Genomic DNA, 16,500 nt, shown 5'->3' with positions numbered 1-16,500 from the left:
GCTCACCCTTCTTTCCTTATCTACAGCACCAAAACTAAACTGGTTATACCTAGATTAACTAACGCTAGGGGAAGTACAAACTTCCAATTAAATTGCAACAAATGATCCACTCTGATCCGCGGATAGGTCCAGCGGATCCACATGAAGATAAATATTACCGCGTAACATTTGATCAGGAACCAGATAATAGGAGGCAGTAACGGTCCCTGCCAGCCTCCCAGGAAGAGGGTAGTAATGATGGCCCCACTGGCTAAAAGGTGGGTATACTCTCCCAGGTAAAACATAGCGAAGGGCATACCGGAATATTCTGTTAAATATCCTCCCACCAGTTCCTGCTCCGCTTCTTCCAAATCAAAAGGTCCCCGGTTGGCCTCCGCCAAAGAAGCCATTAGGAAAAGGATAAAACCTAGTGGTTGCTTTACGATATTCCACATTCCTTTCTGCGAAGCAACAATATCCGTTAGGTTTAAGCTTCCGGCCAAGAGAGCTACTCCCAAAGCCGAAAGAATTAAAGGGACTTCATAGCCGATTACCTGCGCCACCGTCCTCATGGCCCCTAGCAGGGACCACTTGTTATTGCTGCACCATCCTCCCGCCAGGACAAAAAAGCTGCTCATCCCGCTGACGGCAAAGATAAACAGCAAACCGTAGTCAAGCGAAGCCACTACCCAGCCGGGACTGAAAGGTATTACGATAAATACCATCATGGCCATGGTAAACATAAACATAGGACTTAAAAAGTAGATGAACCGGTCAACTCCCGGCAGGGCTATAGGTTCCTTAAATAGGAGCTTCACTGCGTCAGCCACGGGCTGCATCAGCCCATGCCATCCAGTTCGCATGGGCCCATAGCGCACCTGGATGTGTCCCGCTACCTTTCTCTCCATCCAAGTTAAAAACATCACATTCAAGAAGATAAAAGCCAACAATATTACGGCCACCGGTATCAGCAACAAAAGCTGTATCAAGGATACCGGAATGCCAACACTCTGTCCCCAGGTTTCTACGGCCTTATAAATACCATACGCCCATTGATCTGGTGCGTAAAAAAATTCCCACATCTTCAGTCACTCCTTACCGATACCTGGTTATCGGCGGCTCACCGGCCATCTTTTCCTGTGCGTAGATAGTGTCCTCGAGGTCGTACACAGCAAGTTCGTAATAAGGCGAGTGGGAAAGAGCGTTGACCGGACAAATTTCTACGCAAAACCCGCACAGCATGCAGTGAGACGCATCTATCTGGTAGTGTAATACTACCTTTTCTCCCTGTTCCCCTTCCCCGGTTACTATATCAATGGCCTTCACCGGGCAGTAGTGCTCACAAAGCACGCATGCTGCGCATTTTTCCCTGTCCCAACGGACTAACCCGCGAAAACGCTCATGAGGTTCCCTTCGCTCAGTAGGGTACTGGAGGGTTACCGGCTTCTGAAACAGGTGCCGCAAAGTAACCCCCAATCCTCTTATAAGTTCTTTCGCTAAAACCACATCTCGTAACCGTAGTGCCATGGTACCTAACCCCTTTTAACGGTCAATTTCTCCCATTACCGGGTCAAAGCTGGCCAGGATTGATACAACATCCGCCAACAGTGTCCCCTTCATTACCTTGGGCAAAATTTGAGCACTCACAAAGGATGGCGCCCTGATCTTCAGGCGATATGGACGACCGGTTCCGTCGCTAACCAGGTAAAAGCCCAACTCTCCTTTAGGATTCTCCACCCCTACATAAATCTCTCTTTTCGGCGGTTGGAAGCCTTTTACCAGCAGCTCGAAATGGCGCACTACTGCCGGAAAATTAGTAGGGAACTGTGCTTTATCCGCTAAAGAAACACCCGGAATATCTACCATAATAGGACCTTCCGGCATTTGATCCAAGGCCTGTCTGATAATCCGACAACTCTGCCGCATTTCCTCCATGCGCACCCAGTACCGGTCGTACACATCTCCCCGGGAACCTGTAGGAATGTCAAATTCTACCCGATCGTAGATTTCGTAGGGATACGCCTTGCGGATGTCCCACTCTACTCCCGATGCCCGCAGGTTAGGGCCGCTAAGCCCGTAGGCAATAGCATCTTCTGCCGAAATTACACCTATATCCCGCGTCCGGGTCAGCCATATGGGGTTCTTATTTAATAACGCCTCATAATCATCCAAACGACTCGGAAAAACCTTCAGGAAATCCTCAATCTTCTGAATAATCTCCGGGGTTAGATCGTAAGGGGTTCCACCCACCCGGAAACAATTCAGGGTCATACGGGCGCCGCAATACATTTCAAAAATATCCAGGATCATTTCCCGTTCCCGGAAACTATAGAGCATTACCGTCCAGGCTCCCAGGTCCAAAGCCATAGTGCCTACCGCTACCAAGTGACTGGCTATCCGCTGCAGTTCAGAAATAATGACGCGAATATACTTCGCTCGCTCCGGCGCTTCCACGCCCATCAAAGTTTCGACCGCCAGGACATAACCCAGGTTATTGCATGCACCGGCTAAGTAGTCCAACCGGTCAGTCATAGGAATGAACTGGCTGTAAAGCATGCCCTCAGCCATCTTTTCCAGCCCACGGTGGAGTTGACCGATGACAGGCACGCATTTAACTACCCGCTCTCCCTCCAGAGTAAGTTCAAATTTCATTACCCCGTGAGTACTAGGATGTTGCGGCCCTAAATTCAAACAGATTTCCTCAGTATTGGTCGGTTTCGGAATACTTTCCATTGGTACCTTCTCCTCCATTTAGACAACTTTCTCCGGCCGCCGATCAACCGGATAGTCTTTGCGCAGCGGATGCCCTTCCCAGTCATCGGGAAGTAAAATGCGCCTTAAATCGGGATGACCGGTAAAGCGAATTCCAAACAAGTCATAAGTCTCCCGCTCATCCCAGTTGGCAGCCGGCCAGACCGAAGTAACAGAGGGAATTTCCGGTTCCTCTCTAGAAATCCTCACTTTCAGCATTAACTGGTGTCGCTCCTTAAGGGAACGAACGGCATATACCACTTCGAAATACTCGATCTTATCCACTGCTGTAACGTAGATCAAGAAATTAAATGCCAACCCAGGAGTATCCCTCAAAAAACGAGCTATCTCTACTAATTTCTCGCGGGAAACCTCCACAACTAGCTGGGGTTCCTCTTGAACAACAGCGACGTGGTCTCCAAACTCTTGCTTAAGCGCCTTGACTAATTCCGCGGGGCTCATTTTTTACCAACCCCCTTCGGGTGATCTTTTCCTGCATAATCTTGTCTTGTAATTTCATCAGCCCATAGAGCAAAGCTTCCGGACGGGGGGGACAGCCGGGAATATAAACATCTACCGGCGCAATTTCATCCATTCCCTGCACTACACTATAGGTGTTAAAAGGCCCGCCGCTGCAGGCACAGTTGCCCATGGCTATTACCCACTTCGGGGCAGGCATTTGTTCATAAAGAGTTCTGACCCGCGGCGCCATTTTATAAGTAATAGTACCGGCTACAATCATTACGTCCGCATGCCGGGCTGAAGGACGAAAAACACCGGCACCAAAACGATCGATATCAAAGTTGGAAGCTCCGGTACTCATCATCTCAATGGCACAGCAGGCCAGACCAAAAGTCATAGGCCATAACGAAGATTTCCTACCCCAGTTAACTAACGCTTCGGACCACCCAATCAGAATTTGCCCACCGGGTATTTTTTCTACATGGGCAAATAACTTTCCCAATGGTCCAGGCTCTGTCTGATGAAACCTTTCCCACCGGTCGTCTACACCCATTTTAAAACTCCTTTCCGCCAGGCATAAACTAACCCTGCCACCAGCATAAGAATGAAAATCATGACTTCAATTAAACCAAATAATCCTAATGGTTTAAAAGCAGCCACCCAAGCAAAAAGAAAGATGGCTTCCACATCAAAAACCACAAATAATAAAGCAAAAGGATAATAGCTCAGGTGATATCGGGCCCAGCCGCTACCTACCGGCGGGTCGCCGCATTCGTAGGCAGTATTTCTCAGCTGCGTAGGCACGGTTTTGGGGGATAAGAACCAGTTAAGAAAATAGATTAAGCCTACCAACAGGACGCCCACCAAGGTAAAAAAAGCAATCTTCCCAAACTCGAACAAAAAGTTCACCCCTTTCAGGCAGTCACCAAGGTCTACCGCCAGAAGCGTAGCCAGCATCGCACCGGCAGTAAACATGGCCGCATGGTTACCCAGTTATGTATCAACCCGATGGAATTAATCTCCAGCGTTCCTCATATCAGAACGCTTACCAGGGAACGGCCATGTACCGCCTGTAAAACTCGTTCTTAAACCGATAGAGGAGCAGACACTACCCACCAGTGTAACCATATTCGCCAGACATTGAGAAATTCCTCTTTTTAATTTCAGAAAAAACTTTTTAATCTGATAAATCAATCTTTCTTTGTGTATTTATATGCGGTATTAACCCGAATAAGTACGGTTATATATGCTTGCCTTTATTAGTTTGTATTGATATGATAGATATGATAGAACCGAGGTCTTCTGTACCTACCCACCAGATTGCTTGATCAGCGGTAGCCAGCGTGAAGGTAGTGATATCCTTTACTAAGCGGGGAGGGAAGAAGCTTGTTCAGTACGTGGAAGAGCGGCGGCGACGTTCTTAAGACCTCGCTCCCATCATTTGGGGGACAGCCGGTAAAAGCCTTTATCGGCTGGAGCGGTATTCTGATCGCCGATACTGAAGTTAACCTTTTAGAAGCGCTTATTGCTTACTATGAAGCTGTGCAGAGAGAATCTTGCGGGCGCTGCGTGCCCTGCCGGGTTGGTACCAGAATAATTTTAAGTTTACTGCAAAAACTTGCCCAGAAAGATGACCCCTCTCTCCGGCAACAGCTGATGAGCGTAGCCAACCTGGTCGTTAATGGTTCAAAATGCGAACTAGGCCAATCTGCCGGTAAGCCGGTTATAGATTTTCTGAATAATTATCAGGAATTATCAAAATATTGCGCCCCTTCAAACTCCGATCAAAAATATCATGCCTTGGTCACCGCTCCGTGTCTACACCGTTGTCCTGCCCATCTCGATATTCCATCATATATAGAACGTACAACCGAAAGATGTTTTGAGGAAGCGTTAGAAGTCATCAGAAGATCTACCGCCTTAGCGGGTGTACTGGGTAGAGTATGTGTCCACCCGTGTGAGGAACACTGCCGCCGAGGACTCCTCGACGAACCCATTGCCATCCGAGGTATAAAGAGATTTGTGGCCGACTATGAACTTAAGCGTGGCCGTAAACCGACCTTGAAAGGCGAAGGTAAAAACAGTAAGGCGCAGGTGGCTGTAGTAGGGGCCGGTCCCGCGGGGTTGAGCTGTGCGTACCAACTGGCCCGAAAAGGATACAAAGTGACTATTTTTGAGGCTTTACCGGTAGCCGGTGGAATGCTAGCGGTGGGTATTCCGCCTTATCGACTGCCTCGCGATATTTTGCAGGGCGAAATTGAGGCCATCAAAGCCCTCGGGGTGGAAATCAAGTACAATACCCGTGTGGGTCAGGATATAAGCTTACAGGACCTCATCCAGAATTATCAGGCTGTGTTTATTGCCGCCGGGTTACATGATAGCGCCAAGATGGGAATTGAAGGCGAAAATGCAGGTTATGAAGGCTTTATTCCTGGTGTAAAATACCTGAGAAATATGAATCTCGGCCTTCCCATACCTGCTGGTAAAAGGGTGGCCGTAATTGGCGGCGGTAATGTAGCCATGGATTGCGCCCGTTCTTCATTGCGTAAAGGATTTGAAGAAGTTTACTTGATTTACCGTCGTACACGAGCGGAGATGCCAGCTAACGAGTGTGAAGTAAGAGATGCTGAAGCCGAGGGAGTAAAGTTTTGCTTCCTAGCTAACCCTACTGAAATCGTGGCCGAGGACGGTAAAGTGAAGGGTCTTAACTGTATCCGGATGGAACTGGGAGAACCTGATGCCAGCGGCCGCAGACGTCCTGTTCCAATTCCGGGGTCGGAATTTTTCCTTCCGTGCGACGTGGTTATACCCGCCATCGGCCAGGTAGCTGATCTCTCTTTCTTGGACCATGAAGGGATCGAACTGACTAAGTGGAAAACAATTGCTGTCGATCCGGTAACTCTGGCTACTGGAGTTCCGGGAGTATTTGCCGGTGGCGATATAGTTCTCGGAGCCAGAACGGTTGTTGAAGCTGTGGCCCAGGGAAACAGAGCCGCCATTTCTATTGACCAGTACCTTACCTCCGGTAAAGTGGAACCAGTACGGGAAGATCTTGTGGACGCATGGTTGAAGGAGTTCGGCGTCTTTGATCCTAACGAGCGGGTAGGGATTCTGAACGGCCGGCCGCGTCAAGAAGAAGAAATGGCGCCCGTGGAGGAACGCCTTAAAGATTTCCGCGAAGTGGAGTTGGGCTTCAACTTGCATGACGGTATAACGGAGACTGGACGGTGTCTCAGGTGTTATCGCGTTGGGCTGATGGTTCTTGATTCGGCCTCCAATGCGTAGTCTTCCAGACTCCGTACTCAAGACCTCACCAAGGCTCATCCGGCTAAAAACGGTGAGGTCTTTTTCCTTTATAGCATTTTACATCCCAACTGAGCTACCCCCACTGCGTTGTCCCCGCTGTAACGGGGGTCGGCAAAGAAAAGCCGCGCTCCTACCGCCCGGTGTTCCAGGCGTTGGCGCAGTCTCTCCCTTATAAAGCGGTTGGCTGCCACACCCCCCACGATTAAAACGTCCGCCAGCTCAAACTCTTTCACCGCCGGGCGCAAAATTTTTTCCAGAGTGGTGGCTATACACCTTTCCACTGCCCGGGCTACCTCCGCCGGAGCTATTCCCTGGCGCAACAACTTCCGGGCCTGCGTTTCCGGCCCAGAAAAACTAAAGTTAAATCCCCGGACAGAGGAAGGAATGCTCACTACTCCGGTCCTGCTCTTCGAAGCCAGTTTCTCCAGATGCGGTCCGGCCGGAAAAGGAAGGCCCATTTCTACTCCTACCCTATCAATAAACTGACCCGCATGGAGATCGGTAGTTCCTCCCAACAACTTTATGGCAAAGGAAAATCCCCCTTTATTCTCCCGTTCCACTAACAAGAGTTCCGAAGTCCCCCCGGACAGATGGACCGCCAGGAATTTGTCTCGGGAAGGCATCCCGCTGGACCACAGGCCGGCCATGATATGGCCTTCCTGGTGGGTAGTAGCAAAAAAAGGAACTCCCAAAACCTCTGCCATTGTCCTACCGAAACTATGAGCCACCGTGAACACCGGCATGTAAGAACCCTCTACCGGCCGGGGCTTTACACTGGCAACCACTGCCCCAATATTTTTGCCTCTTACCGGCGCCAGAGTCTTTTTTATGACCTGGGGCAATTGCTGTACATGTTGAAACACCGCCATCGCTTGTTGCAGCCCCCTTTCTCCCTGGGGTACCGACAACAGTTGGCGGTGTTCGGCCTTCAAGTTCCCTTCCTCGTCTACCAGGGCTGCCGAAGTAGTATAGCAACTAGTGTCAATCCCTAAAACATATTTCATTATTCGTCACCTTCTAGCGGACGGTTCTCAGCAACCCGATGTTTAATAGCATCTAATATTCCATTGACAAATTTACTCGATTCCTCGGTACCGAAAATTTTAGCCAGTTCCACTGCTTCATTAATGGAAACACTAGGAGGAATATCATCCCGGTAAAGGAGCTCATATACTCCCAGACGTAAAATATTTCTGTCTACATTGGCCAGCCTCGCCAAATCCCAGTCCTGGGAGTGGCTTTCGATAAGCTCATCGATAGTGGAAATATTTTCTAAAGTACCCTTTACCACCTGCCGGGTAAAAGCAGCATCCTGTTCTTCCAGGGTGGATTCCTCGAGGATATATTCGGTAGCAAATTCTGGATTGGCTCTTCCCACATCTATTTGAAATAGAATTTGCAGTGCCTTCTCGCGGGCTACCCTTCTACTCACAGAAATCCTCCCTTTACCATATTATTGCTTTTCTTATTCAGGAAAAATCCTGTCCCAAAAATCTTTGAAATTACCCTTATGGTCAAACTTTTTCCCGATGTGGTATCCTGCCACTGCGCACAGAGCAATGAAAATAGCCTTCCAAAAATTAAAAACAGCCACCAGCAGGCCAAACATTAGTCCAATAATCGCTCCCAAAACCTTACCCCGGTGTTCTTCCAGGAGAAATAATACCATACGCCTCCAGTCCAATGATCTATCACCTCTTTTTTATTCCACCCGGGCTCTGATTTCTTCAGCCAGATTCTCCACCAGAACTCGGATTTCCACTACTCGTATACCGGCATATCTCTCCAAGTAATCCCTTACCTTTTCCTGAAGTTCAGCTGCGGTTTCTGGAATGTCTATCTCCGGGACAATCATAACCTGTAGAAAAACGGCCACTCCCTCGGGAGTGAATTTGAGACGCGGCTTGATTTCCTTAACGCCGTTCACCTTCCCTGCAGCCTTCTTGACCATACTTTGGAGAGCCAAGAGGGTAATACGCACCTCACCGAGCGCTGTACTCCTAGCTACTGCCTGTAGTACCGGGGGACGACGAAGGGTGACAAGTAAGAGCCACAAGCCAATCAAAAAAACCACCCCGGCGAAGGCCGCAACCAACCAGCGCAAACTAGTTTGGCCAAAAGCCATGTTGACGTAAAATAAAGGCTGCCTCCATCCGGCGACAATGGCTATAATTATAAGAGCAACGACCGTAAGAGTTAAGGAAAACAAAACGGCCAAAAATTTGTCCAGAATTTTCATGGGTGTCTCCTTTCAACTCCTATCTGACCCGGTGTTCCTCTTCCTTATTTTCCGCCGAGGGGAAAGCTATCCCCTGGACGTGCACGTTGACCTCCACCACTTTCAGACCAGTCATGTTTTCTATAGCCTTCTTTACACTCTCCTGGATTTTCAAAGCCACATCCGGTATGCGAACGCCAAACTTCATAATTACATAAAGGTCTACCGCCGCCTCTTTCTCTCCCACTTCTACTTTAACGCCTTTGGAGAGATTCTTGCGCCCCAGCATTTCCGCTATACCGCCGGCTATCCCTCCGCTCATCCCGGCAACTCCTTCCACTTCGGTGGCGGCCAAACCAGCTATAATGGCTACCACCTCATCAGCTATGCGTATGGTACCCAAATCGTTCTCCTTTTGGTGATTAACAGTAATCTCATTATTATCCACATCTAGCACCTCCTACAATTATCATGCTAATATATTATACCAAAAACTAGTAAACAAATACAAACTAAAGTCTCATGCTAACCAAACTAAAAAAGCTTGTCTACTGCACTTAGACAAGCTTAATGGAGGAGGGGAGTGGGAATCGAACCCGACCCCCAACCGCTCTCGCGGCCAGGCCAACGGGTTTGCAGCCCGTGGGGAGCACCAGCTCCATCCCCTCCGTTCTTGATGAACATCTCCTCCCAGCCTCATGATAAATAATATATGTCTTCAATAGTTAAAATCCTTTTATATCTAGCATAAAAATATTTTATATTTTAAACTCCTGATATAAAAAATTTAGAACTTCAAGGTTAATCATGGATAACACGCAGTTAGAGAGCTTTATTTAAAATTAGAGTGCGGTTTGTGCCGCACTCTACCCTTTGGGAATAATCACGATATCTTCCAATTTATGATCCGTATAACGGGAAACTAAATCGGCTATTTTAGCCGCATCCGTTTGGGTAAGATTTTTTTCGTGGACTATGACGGTCACGGAATCCGGTTCGATAAAAACCACCGCATCTTTATAGCCTTTAGCCACTATCAAATTTTCCAACTGCAGCTCCTGCTCCATCCGCTGGGTAATCTCCAGAATACGGTTCTGAGCTTCCTGGCGCGTCTCAGCAACGGAATTAGGATTATCTACCACCTCCCTAAGCAACTGAACCTGCTGGCTGCGGATCCGATCCCGCTCCAGTCGGTATTCCACAAAAAATTCATCTCCCGATCCGCTTTCCAATTCTTTAGCCGCAGGCACCGGGGTTAGCTTCTCTTGTAAATCTTCTTCTCCCAATTTTTGTTGTTCTCTTTCAGTCCCGCTATCCCGCAGGGCGGTCTCGGTTGTCTCTTCATACAGTTCCGGTCGCTTTTCTTGAAATAGCAGATTTTTCCCAAAAATAACCAGCAATAACAACAAAGCTGTTCCCAAACAAACGGCTGCAATCACCTTTTTCCGGGTGACAATTATGGCCACAGCCATCACCTACCTTTCTTTCGGGATAAAACACTTACCTGGTGGGGAGAAATATCTAGAATCGTCTGTACCGCTCGGCTCAGTTTTTCGCGGACGTACGGATTTTCAGCACCTTCGGCCACTATCAACACTCCTTGTACCTCCGGTTTTATCTCCTTAACCACTACCGGTTTTTCCCCACCCAGTTCTGCGGCCCGGGCCAGTACCAACTGCCCATCTTCATTGACCTCCGTCGTTACTCTGGTTCCTCCCGTCTGGTCTTCCTCCTGGACGGTACGTTTAATGGAGTTCTCATTGACGGCAAACTTATACTCAGGACCAGTTTTAAAGAGAATCGTCACTGAAACTTTCCCCACCCCCTCAATCTCCGACAATATTTGTTCCAAGCGTTCTTCGAGTCGCATTTCGGCTGCCGTCAAAAGATTTATACCGGGTTCCACCCAGGACTCTTTGGAGCTCTTTCCCCCTGCCGGTTCAGGCCTGGGTTCGGTTCCTGTCAGGTTACCGGCAGTTATCAGTACGAGCCCTACCAAAGCTAAAACTGCCAGAGCTCCAAAGGCAGGCAATTGGGCCTTTGGAAGATTTTTCACCTTTCCCACCTCCCGCCTTTCCGTTTAAGAAATCTTAATGGTTACTTTCACCTGTTCCGGTCGAAGACCATAAAAATTGGCAACTGTGCTGATAATTTCTGCCTCCAGTCGCTGGTGACTGGAAATCTCTTTTTCATCTCTTGTCTTCTTACCTATCTCTATCTTGACCGGAGGTATTTTTCGAACCATTCCGGATTCTTTTGACTCTTGGACTTCCCTTTCACCTCCCGCAGTCGGAGTTTCCACCGTCAGGTAGACCGCACGCAGGCTGCCAAAGGTGACCAAATCCCGGTTTTCCTCTACTTCCACGCGAGCTTCTACCTTTTCTACTCCGGGAATCAACTCTACCAGAGCCTGTATCTGTCTCTCCACCCGGCGACGGTATTCCTCTAATGCTTCCCGTGCATTAGTGGATTTTAATTCTTCGCTCTTGCGCAAAATGGTATCTAAAGCTTCATTACCCACAGAATATTGCCAGGCGCTTACTTCAAAGTTGAGCTGTTGTTTCTCCAGCAGCGTCACCACAGGATTCAAAACGGTAATCAGAACAAAAAGCCCCATCACCAGTTTAACGTAACGCCTCATGTCACTATTGGGCAAAAGCATTTCGGCAAAACCGGCCAGTAATACGATGACCGCCAGATTTCTTACCAGGTCCCGCAATATGTCCAAAGCAACCACCTACCTGAGCATTACCGTCACGTTTCCCATACCTACAATAATACTTATCGCCGTAAAAAACATGAGTCCTACCGCCGCTGTCGCAGCAAAAACGAAAATCAGGTTATTAGCCATAGCCTCCAGACTATTGGCTATTTGAGCATCCCCAAACGGCTGTACTAAAGCAGCAGCTACCCGGTAAATCATGACTAGAGCCAAAATTTTAAGCACGGGAAAAAGACTGAGAATCAAGACGGTCATAGCCCCTACAATACCGACTGCATTTTTCAAAAGCAAAGAAGTACCTGCCACAGCCTCTACAGCATCGGATAGCAATTTACCAATCACAGGTACAAAAGTACCGGTCATAAACTTGGCCGTGCGCAAAGTGACACTGTCTGCCACTGAACCGGCCACTCCCTGAACGGAGAGCAGACCAATAAAGAGGGTTAAGCAGAGCCCCAAAAGGCCTATGCAAATCTGTCTGAAGAGCAAAGCCAAGTTAGACACTTTAAAACGGGTAGAAATCTCACTGACCAAATTCAGTATGGCGGCAAAATAAATAAGCGGAAAAACAACCCCTTTGATGAGAGTACTCAAAATACCCATGGAAATTAGTATGAAGGGATGTAAAAGGGCAGCAGTGGTCATCCCCCCAATAGCCGCCAAAAGGGTTAACAAAACCGGTAACAAGGCATGTACGAAGGTTACCATCCGGTCGACGGCTTCTCGTCCGGTATCGATGGCCAGTTTGAACGAACTGAGGGCAATGGTTATTAAGACCAGATACGCTACCATGTAGGCTAATTGTCCTGTGGTTCCCTTCTCAAAGGAAACGAGCAAACTCTGCAAAACTGCGCAAAGTACCGCCAAAATAACCAGCTTACCCAGTAGAGACGATTGGGCCAAAAGCTCCCGGAAAAGAAACCGCATCAACCCTTTTAAAAAAGAATCTAAACCCAAATCCAGTTTTCCGTGTCGAAGGTCATCCAAGACCTTGGAAATGCTTATCTCGGGGAGATACTCCCCAACCTCTGCATCTATCTGCCGGATAAAAGTTTCTACCTCTTGCAGATCTAAGGTCTGAATCTGTTCTTTCAACAGTTGTTCCCCGTAAGCCGCCTGAGTGCTCTGCGCCCGGGCGGGCAGGGATAAGGTCAATAAAAAGGCCCAGAAGACCACCCAAAACAAGATGACTTTTTTCAAAATTCCCACCTCATGGGAGAAGTCTGATAATAGTTTCCAGAATAGCCGCAATAATGGGCACCGCCATAACCATCATAATAATCTTGGCTGCAAATTCCACCTTGCTGGCAATCGCTCCTTCTCCAGCATCCCGGCATACTTGGGCACCAAATTCAGCTATATAGGCAATCCCTACTATTTTGAGCAGGGTGGAGAGGTAAAACCGGTTCACATTGGCCCGGTTGGCCAATTCCTCCAGGATATTGAAGACGCTGGCGATCTTGCCCAGGACCAATATGAAAATAATAACCCCGGTTACAATACTGAGTAGCATGGCCAGTTCAGGTTTCTCCTGTTTCAATATGACGACAAATATCGTGGCCACCAGTCCCAAGCCGGCAATCTGCAAGATCTCCAAAGGTTACCCCCCTCAGTACAACTGAAAAACCGACCTTACCTGGTCGAAAAGATTGCCTAACATCTGAATAACCCACATCAACACGATAGCTACTCCCGCCAGAGTAGCCAGGTGGGCCTGTTCCTCTTTACCAGCTTGTTTTAACACAGTGTGTAGTACGGCAGTTAAGATGCCTACGCCGGCAATTTTAAAAATAAGGTCGACATCCATGGGAGAACCACCTTTCTTCTAATAGAAAATCAGGACTAAGACCAGCCCTACCACAAAACCTAGATTTCGCCACAACTTTTCCTGTCTCTGGCGTACGTTTTCCGCTTTTGCCTCTTGCTGTTTCAACTGTTCCCGGGCCAACGCCAGGTTTTTAACCTGCTCTTCGGTACTGGAATTCCCCAGGCCCTGCCCAAACCTTCGCAGAATCTCTTGATCTTCGGTAGTCAGGGCTGTGTACTCGGCAAAACTATCCAAAGCTTTTTCCCAGGCCTCCGCCGCCGTATATCCTTCGTTTCCTTTTAAGTGTTGGCTGGCACCACAAAAGAGCAATGATAAAGGTAGGCTGCTATGCCGTCCAATCCGCTCCAGAGCTTCCGGTAAAGGAGTAGCCGTAAACACCATCTCCGTCTCCAGCATCTGAAGAGCCGATTGAAGGGCTCTCAACTGCATTGGCCTGAGAGTGTAATTGCGAGAAACAGTAATCCCCATCAACCCGCATGCCACTACGGTCAATCCCGCACCGAGCAATTTAGTCATATTCTCCACCCCTCGGCCGGGCAAGAAAGGACTGGGAAATCAATGGTTTTCCGTTGTTACCATCGATAATAGCTTCTATCGTACCCACCCCCCGCGACCGGCTTAGAATAACGTACCGATCAAAAATCCCTCGCTCCATTAATTTTTTCAACTGCGGGCGATTGCTCAAACTCTTATGATCCCTTCCGTGTACGGTAGTAATTAAACTTATACCGGCATTCAACATTTCTTCTACTGCCTCCATTTCTCCAAGCCGTCCCAATTCATCGGTAGCCACTATCTGAGGCGACATGGAACGTACCAGCATTATCATACCTTCCGATTTGGGACAGGCATCTAACACATCTGTCCTCGGTCCTACATCTAATTGCGGAACGCCTCGAAAACAACCGGCTATCTCCGAACGCTCGTCTACCAAACCTACATTCACCCCGGCCAAAGAAAGGGAAGGCACCCCGGTGCTGAACTGCCGGATAATATCCCGGAGAAGAGTAGTTTTTCCGCAGCGGGGCGGGGAAATAATCAGGGTATGTAACGGGCGCTTTGACGACATATCTATCAGGTAACTCATCACCCGGTCGGCACATCCCCGTACTTGCCGGGCTACCCGTATATTGATACTGGAGATAAATTTGAGGCTATGGATCCTCCCGTCCCGTATCACCGCTCTGCCCACAAAGCCTATGCGGTGTCCCCCTTCAACAGTTATATAACCGTTTCGGAACTCTTCTTCTAAAGCATAGACAGAGCTCTGACTAATAACCTGGAGGGTCCGCTGCAGGTCGTCCGCCGTAGCCCGGTAAGCTTCCTCCATAGTACTTATCCCGCTCGGACCTACGGCTATTTCTCCTTCAAAGGTTTGGAGCAGCAGGGGTCTATCTTGGCGAAGTCTTATCTCTTCCACTTTAGACAAAACGACAGAAGGGAGCTTTTCTACCATTTGCCGGACACGAGGGGAAAGAACGGAGAAGGCTTCTTTCACCTGACTTGCTATTTTCCCGGCGGAGTCATTCTCCCCCACCAGCGGAACTATCCTCAAATTTGTCCCCTCCTTCTCTTTAATATAAATATTGTCCAATTACCAACTTTATGCAAAAAACTTGTGGTAGAAATTTTTCGTCCACCCTTCCCCTCCATGCTCTCTTCTCCACCTGGAGCTTTGCCGCCAGGGGGCAAATGCTAGATAGCCCTTTCCCCATGGAGAACTTCCCCGAATGCCAAAAAAAAACCGGCTCAAAGCCGGTTCTCTTGATGGCGCCAAATTAGTGCTTAAGCACAAGATCCTTGACCTATAACCATCTCATTTCTTGGTTACGGTTATCTCCCACCGTCCGGAACCTATTTTTTTAACCTGACAGGGGTATTGCATTTTCTGTGCCCAGTTAGGAATATTTTCCGTAGCGCTGATGCAATCGGTCTCTACCCGCAGTACATCGCCGGCACTTAATTCGGCCATCTTTTTTTGCACTTTGATCAAGGGAAAAGGACATGTAAGGCCCAAAGTATCCAAATCCACTACAGCCATCAGTCTCACTCCTCCATCAAATTTTATCCCACTTACTTACGGTTCCACATAAATACTTCCAGGATGGTCCGCCACTATCTCGCCGATCACCCCGGCTACAGTAATCCCGTACTCCTTGAGCAGAGCTACCAGCTTTGTCGCTATCTCCCCGGGAACAGCAATTAACAGACCACCTGATGTTTGCGGGTCGTAAAACACATCCCGCAAGGACTGGGGTACAGACCGGTCCCAGACAACCCGCTCTCCCAGGTAATTGCGGTTGGCAAAAGCCCCTCCCGGAATAATACCCTGCTCTGCCAATTCAAGAGCTTCCTGGTAAACTGGAACCTGACCGGCAAACAGTCGCATGCCCACCCCGCTGGCCGAAGCCATCTCTGCGGCATGACCTAGCAAGCCAAAGCCGGTGATATCGGTACAGGCATGAGTCTCCACTTCCTGCATGGCCATCGAGGCCTTATCATTCAACATTACCATCCAGCCTACCGCCCGGTCCAGTACCTCCGGAGCAAGAATGCCTCCCTTAAGGGCAGTGGTAATAATCCCTGTCCCCAGGGGCTTAGTTAAAATCAGTTTATCCCCGGGCTGCGCCCCTTTGTTGGTTATTACCCGCCGCGGGTCTACCACTCCAGTCACCGAAAGGCCGTATTTGGGTTCCTTATCCTCCACCGTATGCCCCCCTACCAGCACGGCACCAGCCTCCAACACCTTGTCCGCCCCTCCCCGCAAGATTTCTTCCAGCACCCCCAGGTCCAGCTTATTGGTGGGAAAACAGGTAACATTCATGGCCGTCAGGGGTCGTCCGCCCATGGCGTAAACGTCACTCAAGGAGTTGGCGGCGGCTATCTGGCCGAAAAGGTAGGGATCGTCTACAACGGGGGTAAAAAAATCCACCGTCTGAATAATGGCTATCTCATCATTGAGGCGGTAGACACCGGCATCGTCACTAGTGTCCGTACCCACCAACAGGTTTTCGTTACACATGGTGGGCAGCTTCTTTAAAACCTGGGCCAGGACCCCTGGCCCCACTTTACTGGCTCAGCCAGCACTGCAGGAAAGCTGGGTTAGTGACAGCCGCTCCTTAATTGTTTCCATCGAATCGAATCACCATCCTTTACCTGCTAAGACTTCTCAGCCGAAAAGAAATGGTAAAAGTCGATACCTATTCTGCCTTATCAAGCAGAGAATCCAAATCC

General features: G+C 48.8%; 22 protein-coding genes and 1 tRNA gene. 1 reads left to right on the top strand and 22 read right to left on the bottom strand.

Going from position 1 to position 16,500, the window contains the following annotated elements:
• Nucleotides 1-20: 20 nt before the first annotated feature.
• The 6 genes from nuoH to KKC1_RS14695 are packed head-to-tail and all read right to left on the bottom strand — an operon-like array spanning nucleotide 21 to nucleotide 4,167.
• Nucleotides 21-1,061, bottom strand: a complete 1,041-nt coding sequence (gene nuoH / locus KKC1_RS14720; RefSeq protein ID WP_202820112.1) for an NADH-quinone oxidoreductase subunit NuoH — start codon at nucleotides 1,059-1,061, stop codon at nucleotides 21-23.
• A 13-nt stretch (nucleotides 1,062-1,074) separates the two neighbouring features.
• Nucleotides 1,075-1,506 (bottom strand): NuoI/complex I 23 kDa subunit family protein, encoded by a 432-nt coding sequence (locus KKC1_RS14715; protein ID WP_088555174.1) that lies wholly within the window; start codon nucleotides 1,504-1,506, stop codon nucleotides 1,075-1,077.
• 15 nt (nucleotides 1,507-1,521) lie between these two features.
• On the bottom strand, nucleotides 1,522-2,712 hold the full coding sequence (gene nuoD / locus KKC1_RS14710) for an NADH dehydrogenase (quinone) subunit D (RefSeq protein ID WP_088555173.1): 1,191 nt from the start codon (nucleotides 2,710-2,712) through the stop codon (nucleotides 1,522-1,524).
• Between the two features lie 18 nt (nucleotides 2,713-2,730).
• Nucleotides 2,731-3,192: an NADH-quinone oxidoreductase subunit C gene (locus KKC1_RS14705; protein ID WP_088555172.1), complete on the bottom strand. Its 462-nt coding sequence runs from the start codon at nucleotides 3,190-3,192 to the stop codon at nucleotides 2,731-2,733.
• Complete coding sequence (locus KKC1_RS14700) at nucleotides 3,161-3,745, bottom strand: NADH-quinone oxidoreductase subunit B (protein WP_088555171.1); 585 nt, start codon at nucleotides 3,743-3,745, stop codon at nucleotides 3,161-3,163. Before KKC1_RS14700 ends, KKC1_RS14705 begins: the two co-directional genes overlap by 32 nt.
• Nucleotides 3,736-4,167, bottom strand: coding sequence for an NADH-quinone oxidoreductase subunit A (locus KKC1_RS14695; RefSeq protein ID WP_202820111.1), 432 nt, complete (start codon nucleotides 4,165-4,167; stop codon nucleotides 3,736-3,738). Before KKC1_RS14695 ends, KKC1_RS14700 begins: the two co-directional genes overlap by 10 nt.
• A 411-nt stretch (nucleotides 4,168-4,578) precedes the next feature.
• On the opposite strand from KKC1_RS14695, the gene KKC1_RS14690 reads away from it, so the two are divergent.
• Nucleotides 4,579-6,477 (top strand): FAD-dependent oxidoreductase, encoded by a 1,899-nt coding sequence (locus KKC1_RS14690; protein ID WP_088555170.1) that lies wholly within the window; start codon nucleotides 4,579-4,581, stop codon nucleotides 6,475-6,477.
• 68 nt (nucleotides 6,478-6,545) lie between these two features.
• On the opposite strand, the gene KKC1_RS14685 is transcribed toward KKC1_RS14690, so the two are convergent.
• The 16 genes from KKC1_RS14685 to selD all read right to left on the bottom strand — a co-directional run bounded on the left by KKC1_RS14685 (nucleotide 6,546) and on the right by selD (nucleotide 16,399).
• Entirely contained in the window at nucleotides 6,546-7,502 is a 957-nt protein-coding gene (locus KKC1_RS14685) for a Kae1-like domain-containing protein (protein ID WP_088555169.1), read from the bottom strand.
• Complete coding sequence (gene nusB, locus KKC1_RS14680) at nucleotides 7,502-7,930, bottom strand: transcription antitermination factor NusB (RefSeq protein ID WP_088555168.1); 429 nt, start codon at nucleotides 7,928-7,930, stop codon at nucleotides 7,502-7,504. The genes KKC1_RS14685 and nusB overlap by 1 nt, the downstream gene beginning before the upstream one ends.
• A 33-nt stretch (nucleotides 7,931-7,963) precedes the next feature.
• Nucleotides 7,964-8,182: a DUF2273 domain-containing protein gene (locus KKC1_RS14675; protein ID WP_238134326.1), complete on the bottom strand. Its 219-nt coding sequence runs from the start codon at nucleotides 8,180-8,182 to the stop codon at nucleotides 7,964-7,966.
• Nucleotides 8,183-8,200: 18 nt separating this feature from the next.
• Nucleotides 8,201-8,737, bottom strand: coding sequence for an alkaline shock response membrane anchor protein AmaP (gene amaP / locus KKC1_RS14670; protein WP_088555167.1), 537 nt, complete (start codon nucleotides 8,735-8,737; stop codon nucleotides 8,201-8,203).
• Between the two features lie 19 nt (nucleotides 8,738-8,756).
• Nucleotides 8,757-9,164: an Asp23/Gls24 family envelope stress response protein gene (locus tag KKC1_RS14665; RefSeq protein ID WP_088555166.1), complete on the bottom strand. Its 408-nt coding sequence runs from the start codon at nucleotides 9,162-9,164 to the stop codon at nucleotides 8,757-8,759.
• A 123-nt stretch (nucleotides 9,165-9,287) separates the two neighbouring features.
• Nucleotides 9,288-9,385, bottom strand: a tRNA-OTHER gene (locus KKC1_RS16155).
• Nucleotides 9,386-9,582: 197 nt separating this feature from the next.
• Nucleotides 9,583-10,182: a SpoIIIAH-like family protein gene (locus KKC1_RS14660; RefSeq protein WP_238134325.1), complete on the bottom strand. Its 600-nt coding sequence runs from the start codon at nucleotides 10,180-10,182 to the stop codon at nucleotides 9,583-9,585.
• A 5-nt stretch (nucleotides 10,183-10,187) separates the two neighbouring features.
• Complete coding sequence (locus KKC1_RS14655) at nucleotides 10,188-10,772, bottom strand: stage III sporulation protein AH (RefSeq protein WP_088555164.1); 585 nt, start codon at nucleotides 10,770-10,772, stop codon at nucleotides 10,188-10,190.
• A gap of 24 nt (nucleotides 10,773-10,796) precedes the next feature.
• Entirely contained in the window at nucleotides 10,797-11,444 is a 648-nt protein-coding gene (spoIIIAF, locus tag KKC1_RS14650; protein ID WP_192868282.1) for a stage III sporulation protein AF, read from the bottom strand.
• A gap of 9 nt (nucleotides 11,445-11,453) precedes the next feature.
• Nucleotides 11,454-12,638 carry a stage III sporulation protein AE gene (spoIIIAE, locus tag KKC1_RS14645; protein WP_192868281.1) on the bottom strand — a complete coding sequence of 395 codons (1,185 nt, stop codon included), beginning with the start codon at nucleotides 12,636-12,638 and terminating at the stop codon, nucleotides 11,454-11,456.
• A 10-nt stretch (nucleotides 12,639-12,648) separates the two neighbouring features.
• Nucleotides 12,649-13,035 (bottom strand): stage III sporulation protein AD, encoded by a 387-nt coding sequence (spoIIIAD, locus tag KKC1_RS14640; protein WP_088555161.1) that lies wholly within the window; start codon nucleotides 13,033-13,035, stop codon nucleotides 12,649-12,651.
• Between the two features lie 12 nt (nucleotides 13,036-13,047).
• Complete coding sequence (gene spoIIIAC / locus KKC1_RS14635; protein WP_088555160.1) at nucleotides 13,048-13,245, bottom strand: stage III sporulation protein AC; 198 nt, start codon at nucleotides 13,243-13,245, stop codon at nucleotides 13,048-13,050.
• A gap of 18 nt (nucleotides 13,246-13,263) precedes the next feature.
• Nucleotides 13,264-13,782 carry a stage III sporulation protein SpoIIIAB gene (gene spoIIIAB / locus KKC1_RS14630; protein WP_088555159.1) on the bottom strand — a complete coding sequence of 173 codons (519 nt, stop codon included), beginning with the start codon at nucleotides 13,780-13,782 and terminating at the stop codon, nucleotides 13,264-13,266.
• Nucleotides 13,775-14,821: a stage III sporulation protein AA gene (spoIIIAA, locus tag KKC1_RS14625; RefSeq protein ID WP_238134324.1), complete on the bottom strand. Its 1,047-nt coding sequence runs from the start codon at nucleotides 14,819-14,821 to the stop codon at nucleotides 13,775-13,777. Before spoIIIAA ends, spoIIIAB begins: the two co-directional genes overlap by 8 nt.
• A 261-nt stretch (nucleotides 14,822-15,082) precedes the next feature.
• Complete coding sequence (locus KKC1_RS14620; RefSeq protein ID WP_088555158.1) at nucleotides 15,083-15,307, bottom strand: sulfurtransferase TusA family protein; 225 nt, start codon at nucleotides 15,305-15,307, stop codon at nucleotides 15,083-15,085.
• A gap of 36 nt (nucleotides 15,308-15,343) precedes the next feature.
• Entirely contained in the window at nucleotides 15,344-16,399 is a 1,056-nt protein-coding gene (gene selD / locus KKC1_RS14615) for a selenide, water dikinase SelD (RefSeq protein WP_088555157.1), read from the bottom strand.
• Nucleotides 16,400-16,500 lie beyond the last annotated feature (101 nt).

Source organism: Calderihabitans maritimus, assembly GCF_002207765.1.
Lineage (GTDB): Bacteria > Bacillota > KKC1 > Calderihabitantales > Calderihabitantaceae > Calderihabitans > Calderihabitans maritimus.
The sequence above is the reverse complement of the archived record's forward strand: the minus strand, read 5'-3'. Positions and strand labels throughout refer to the sequence as shown.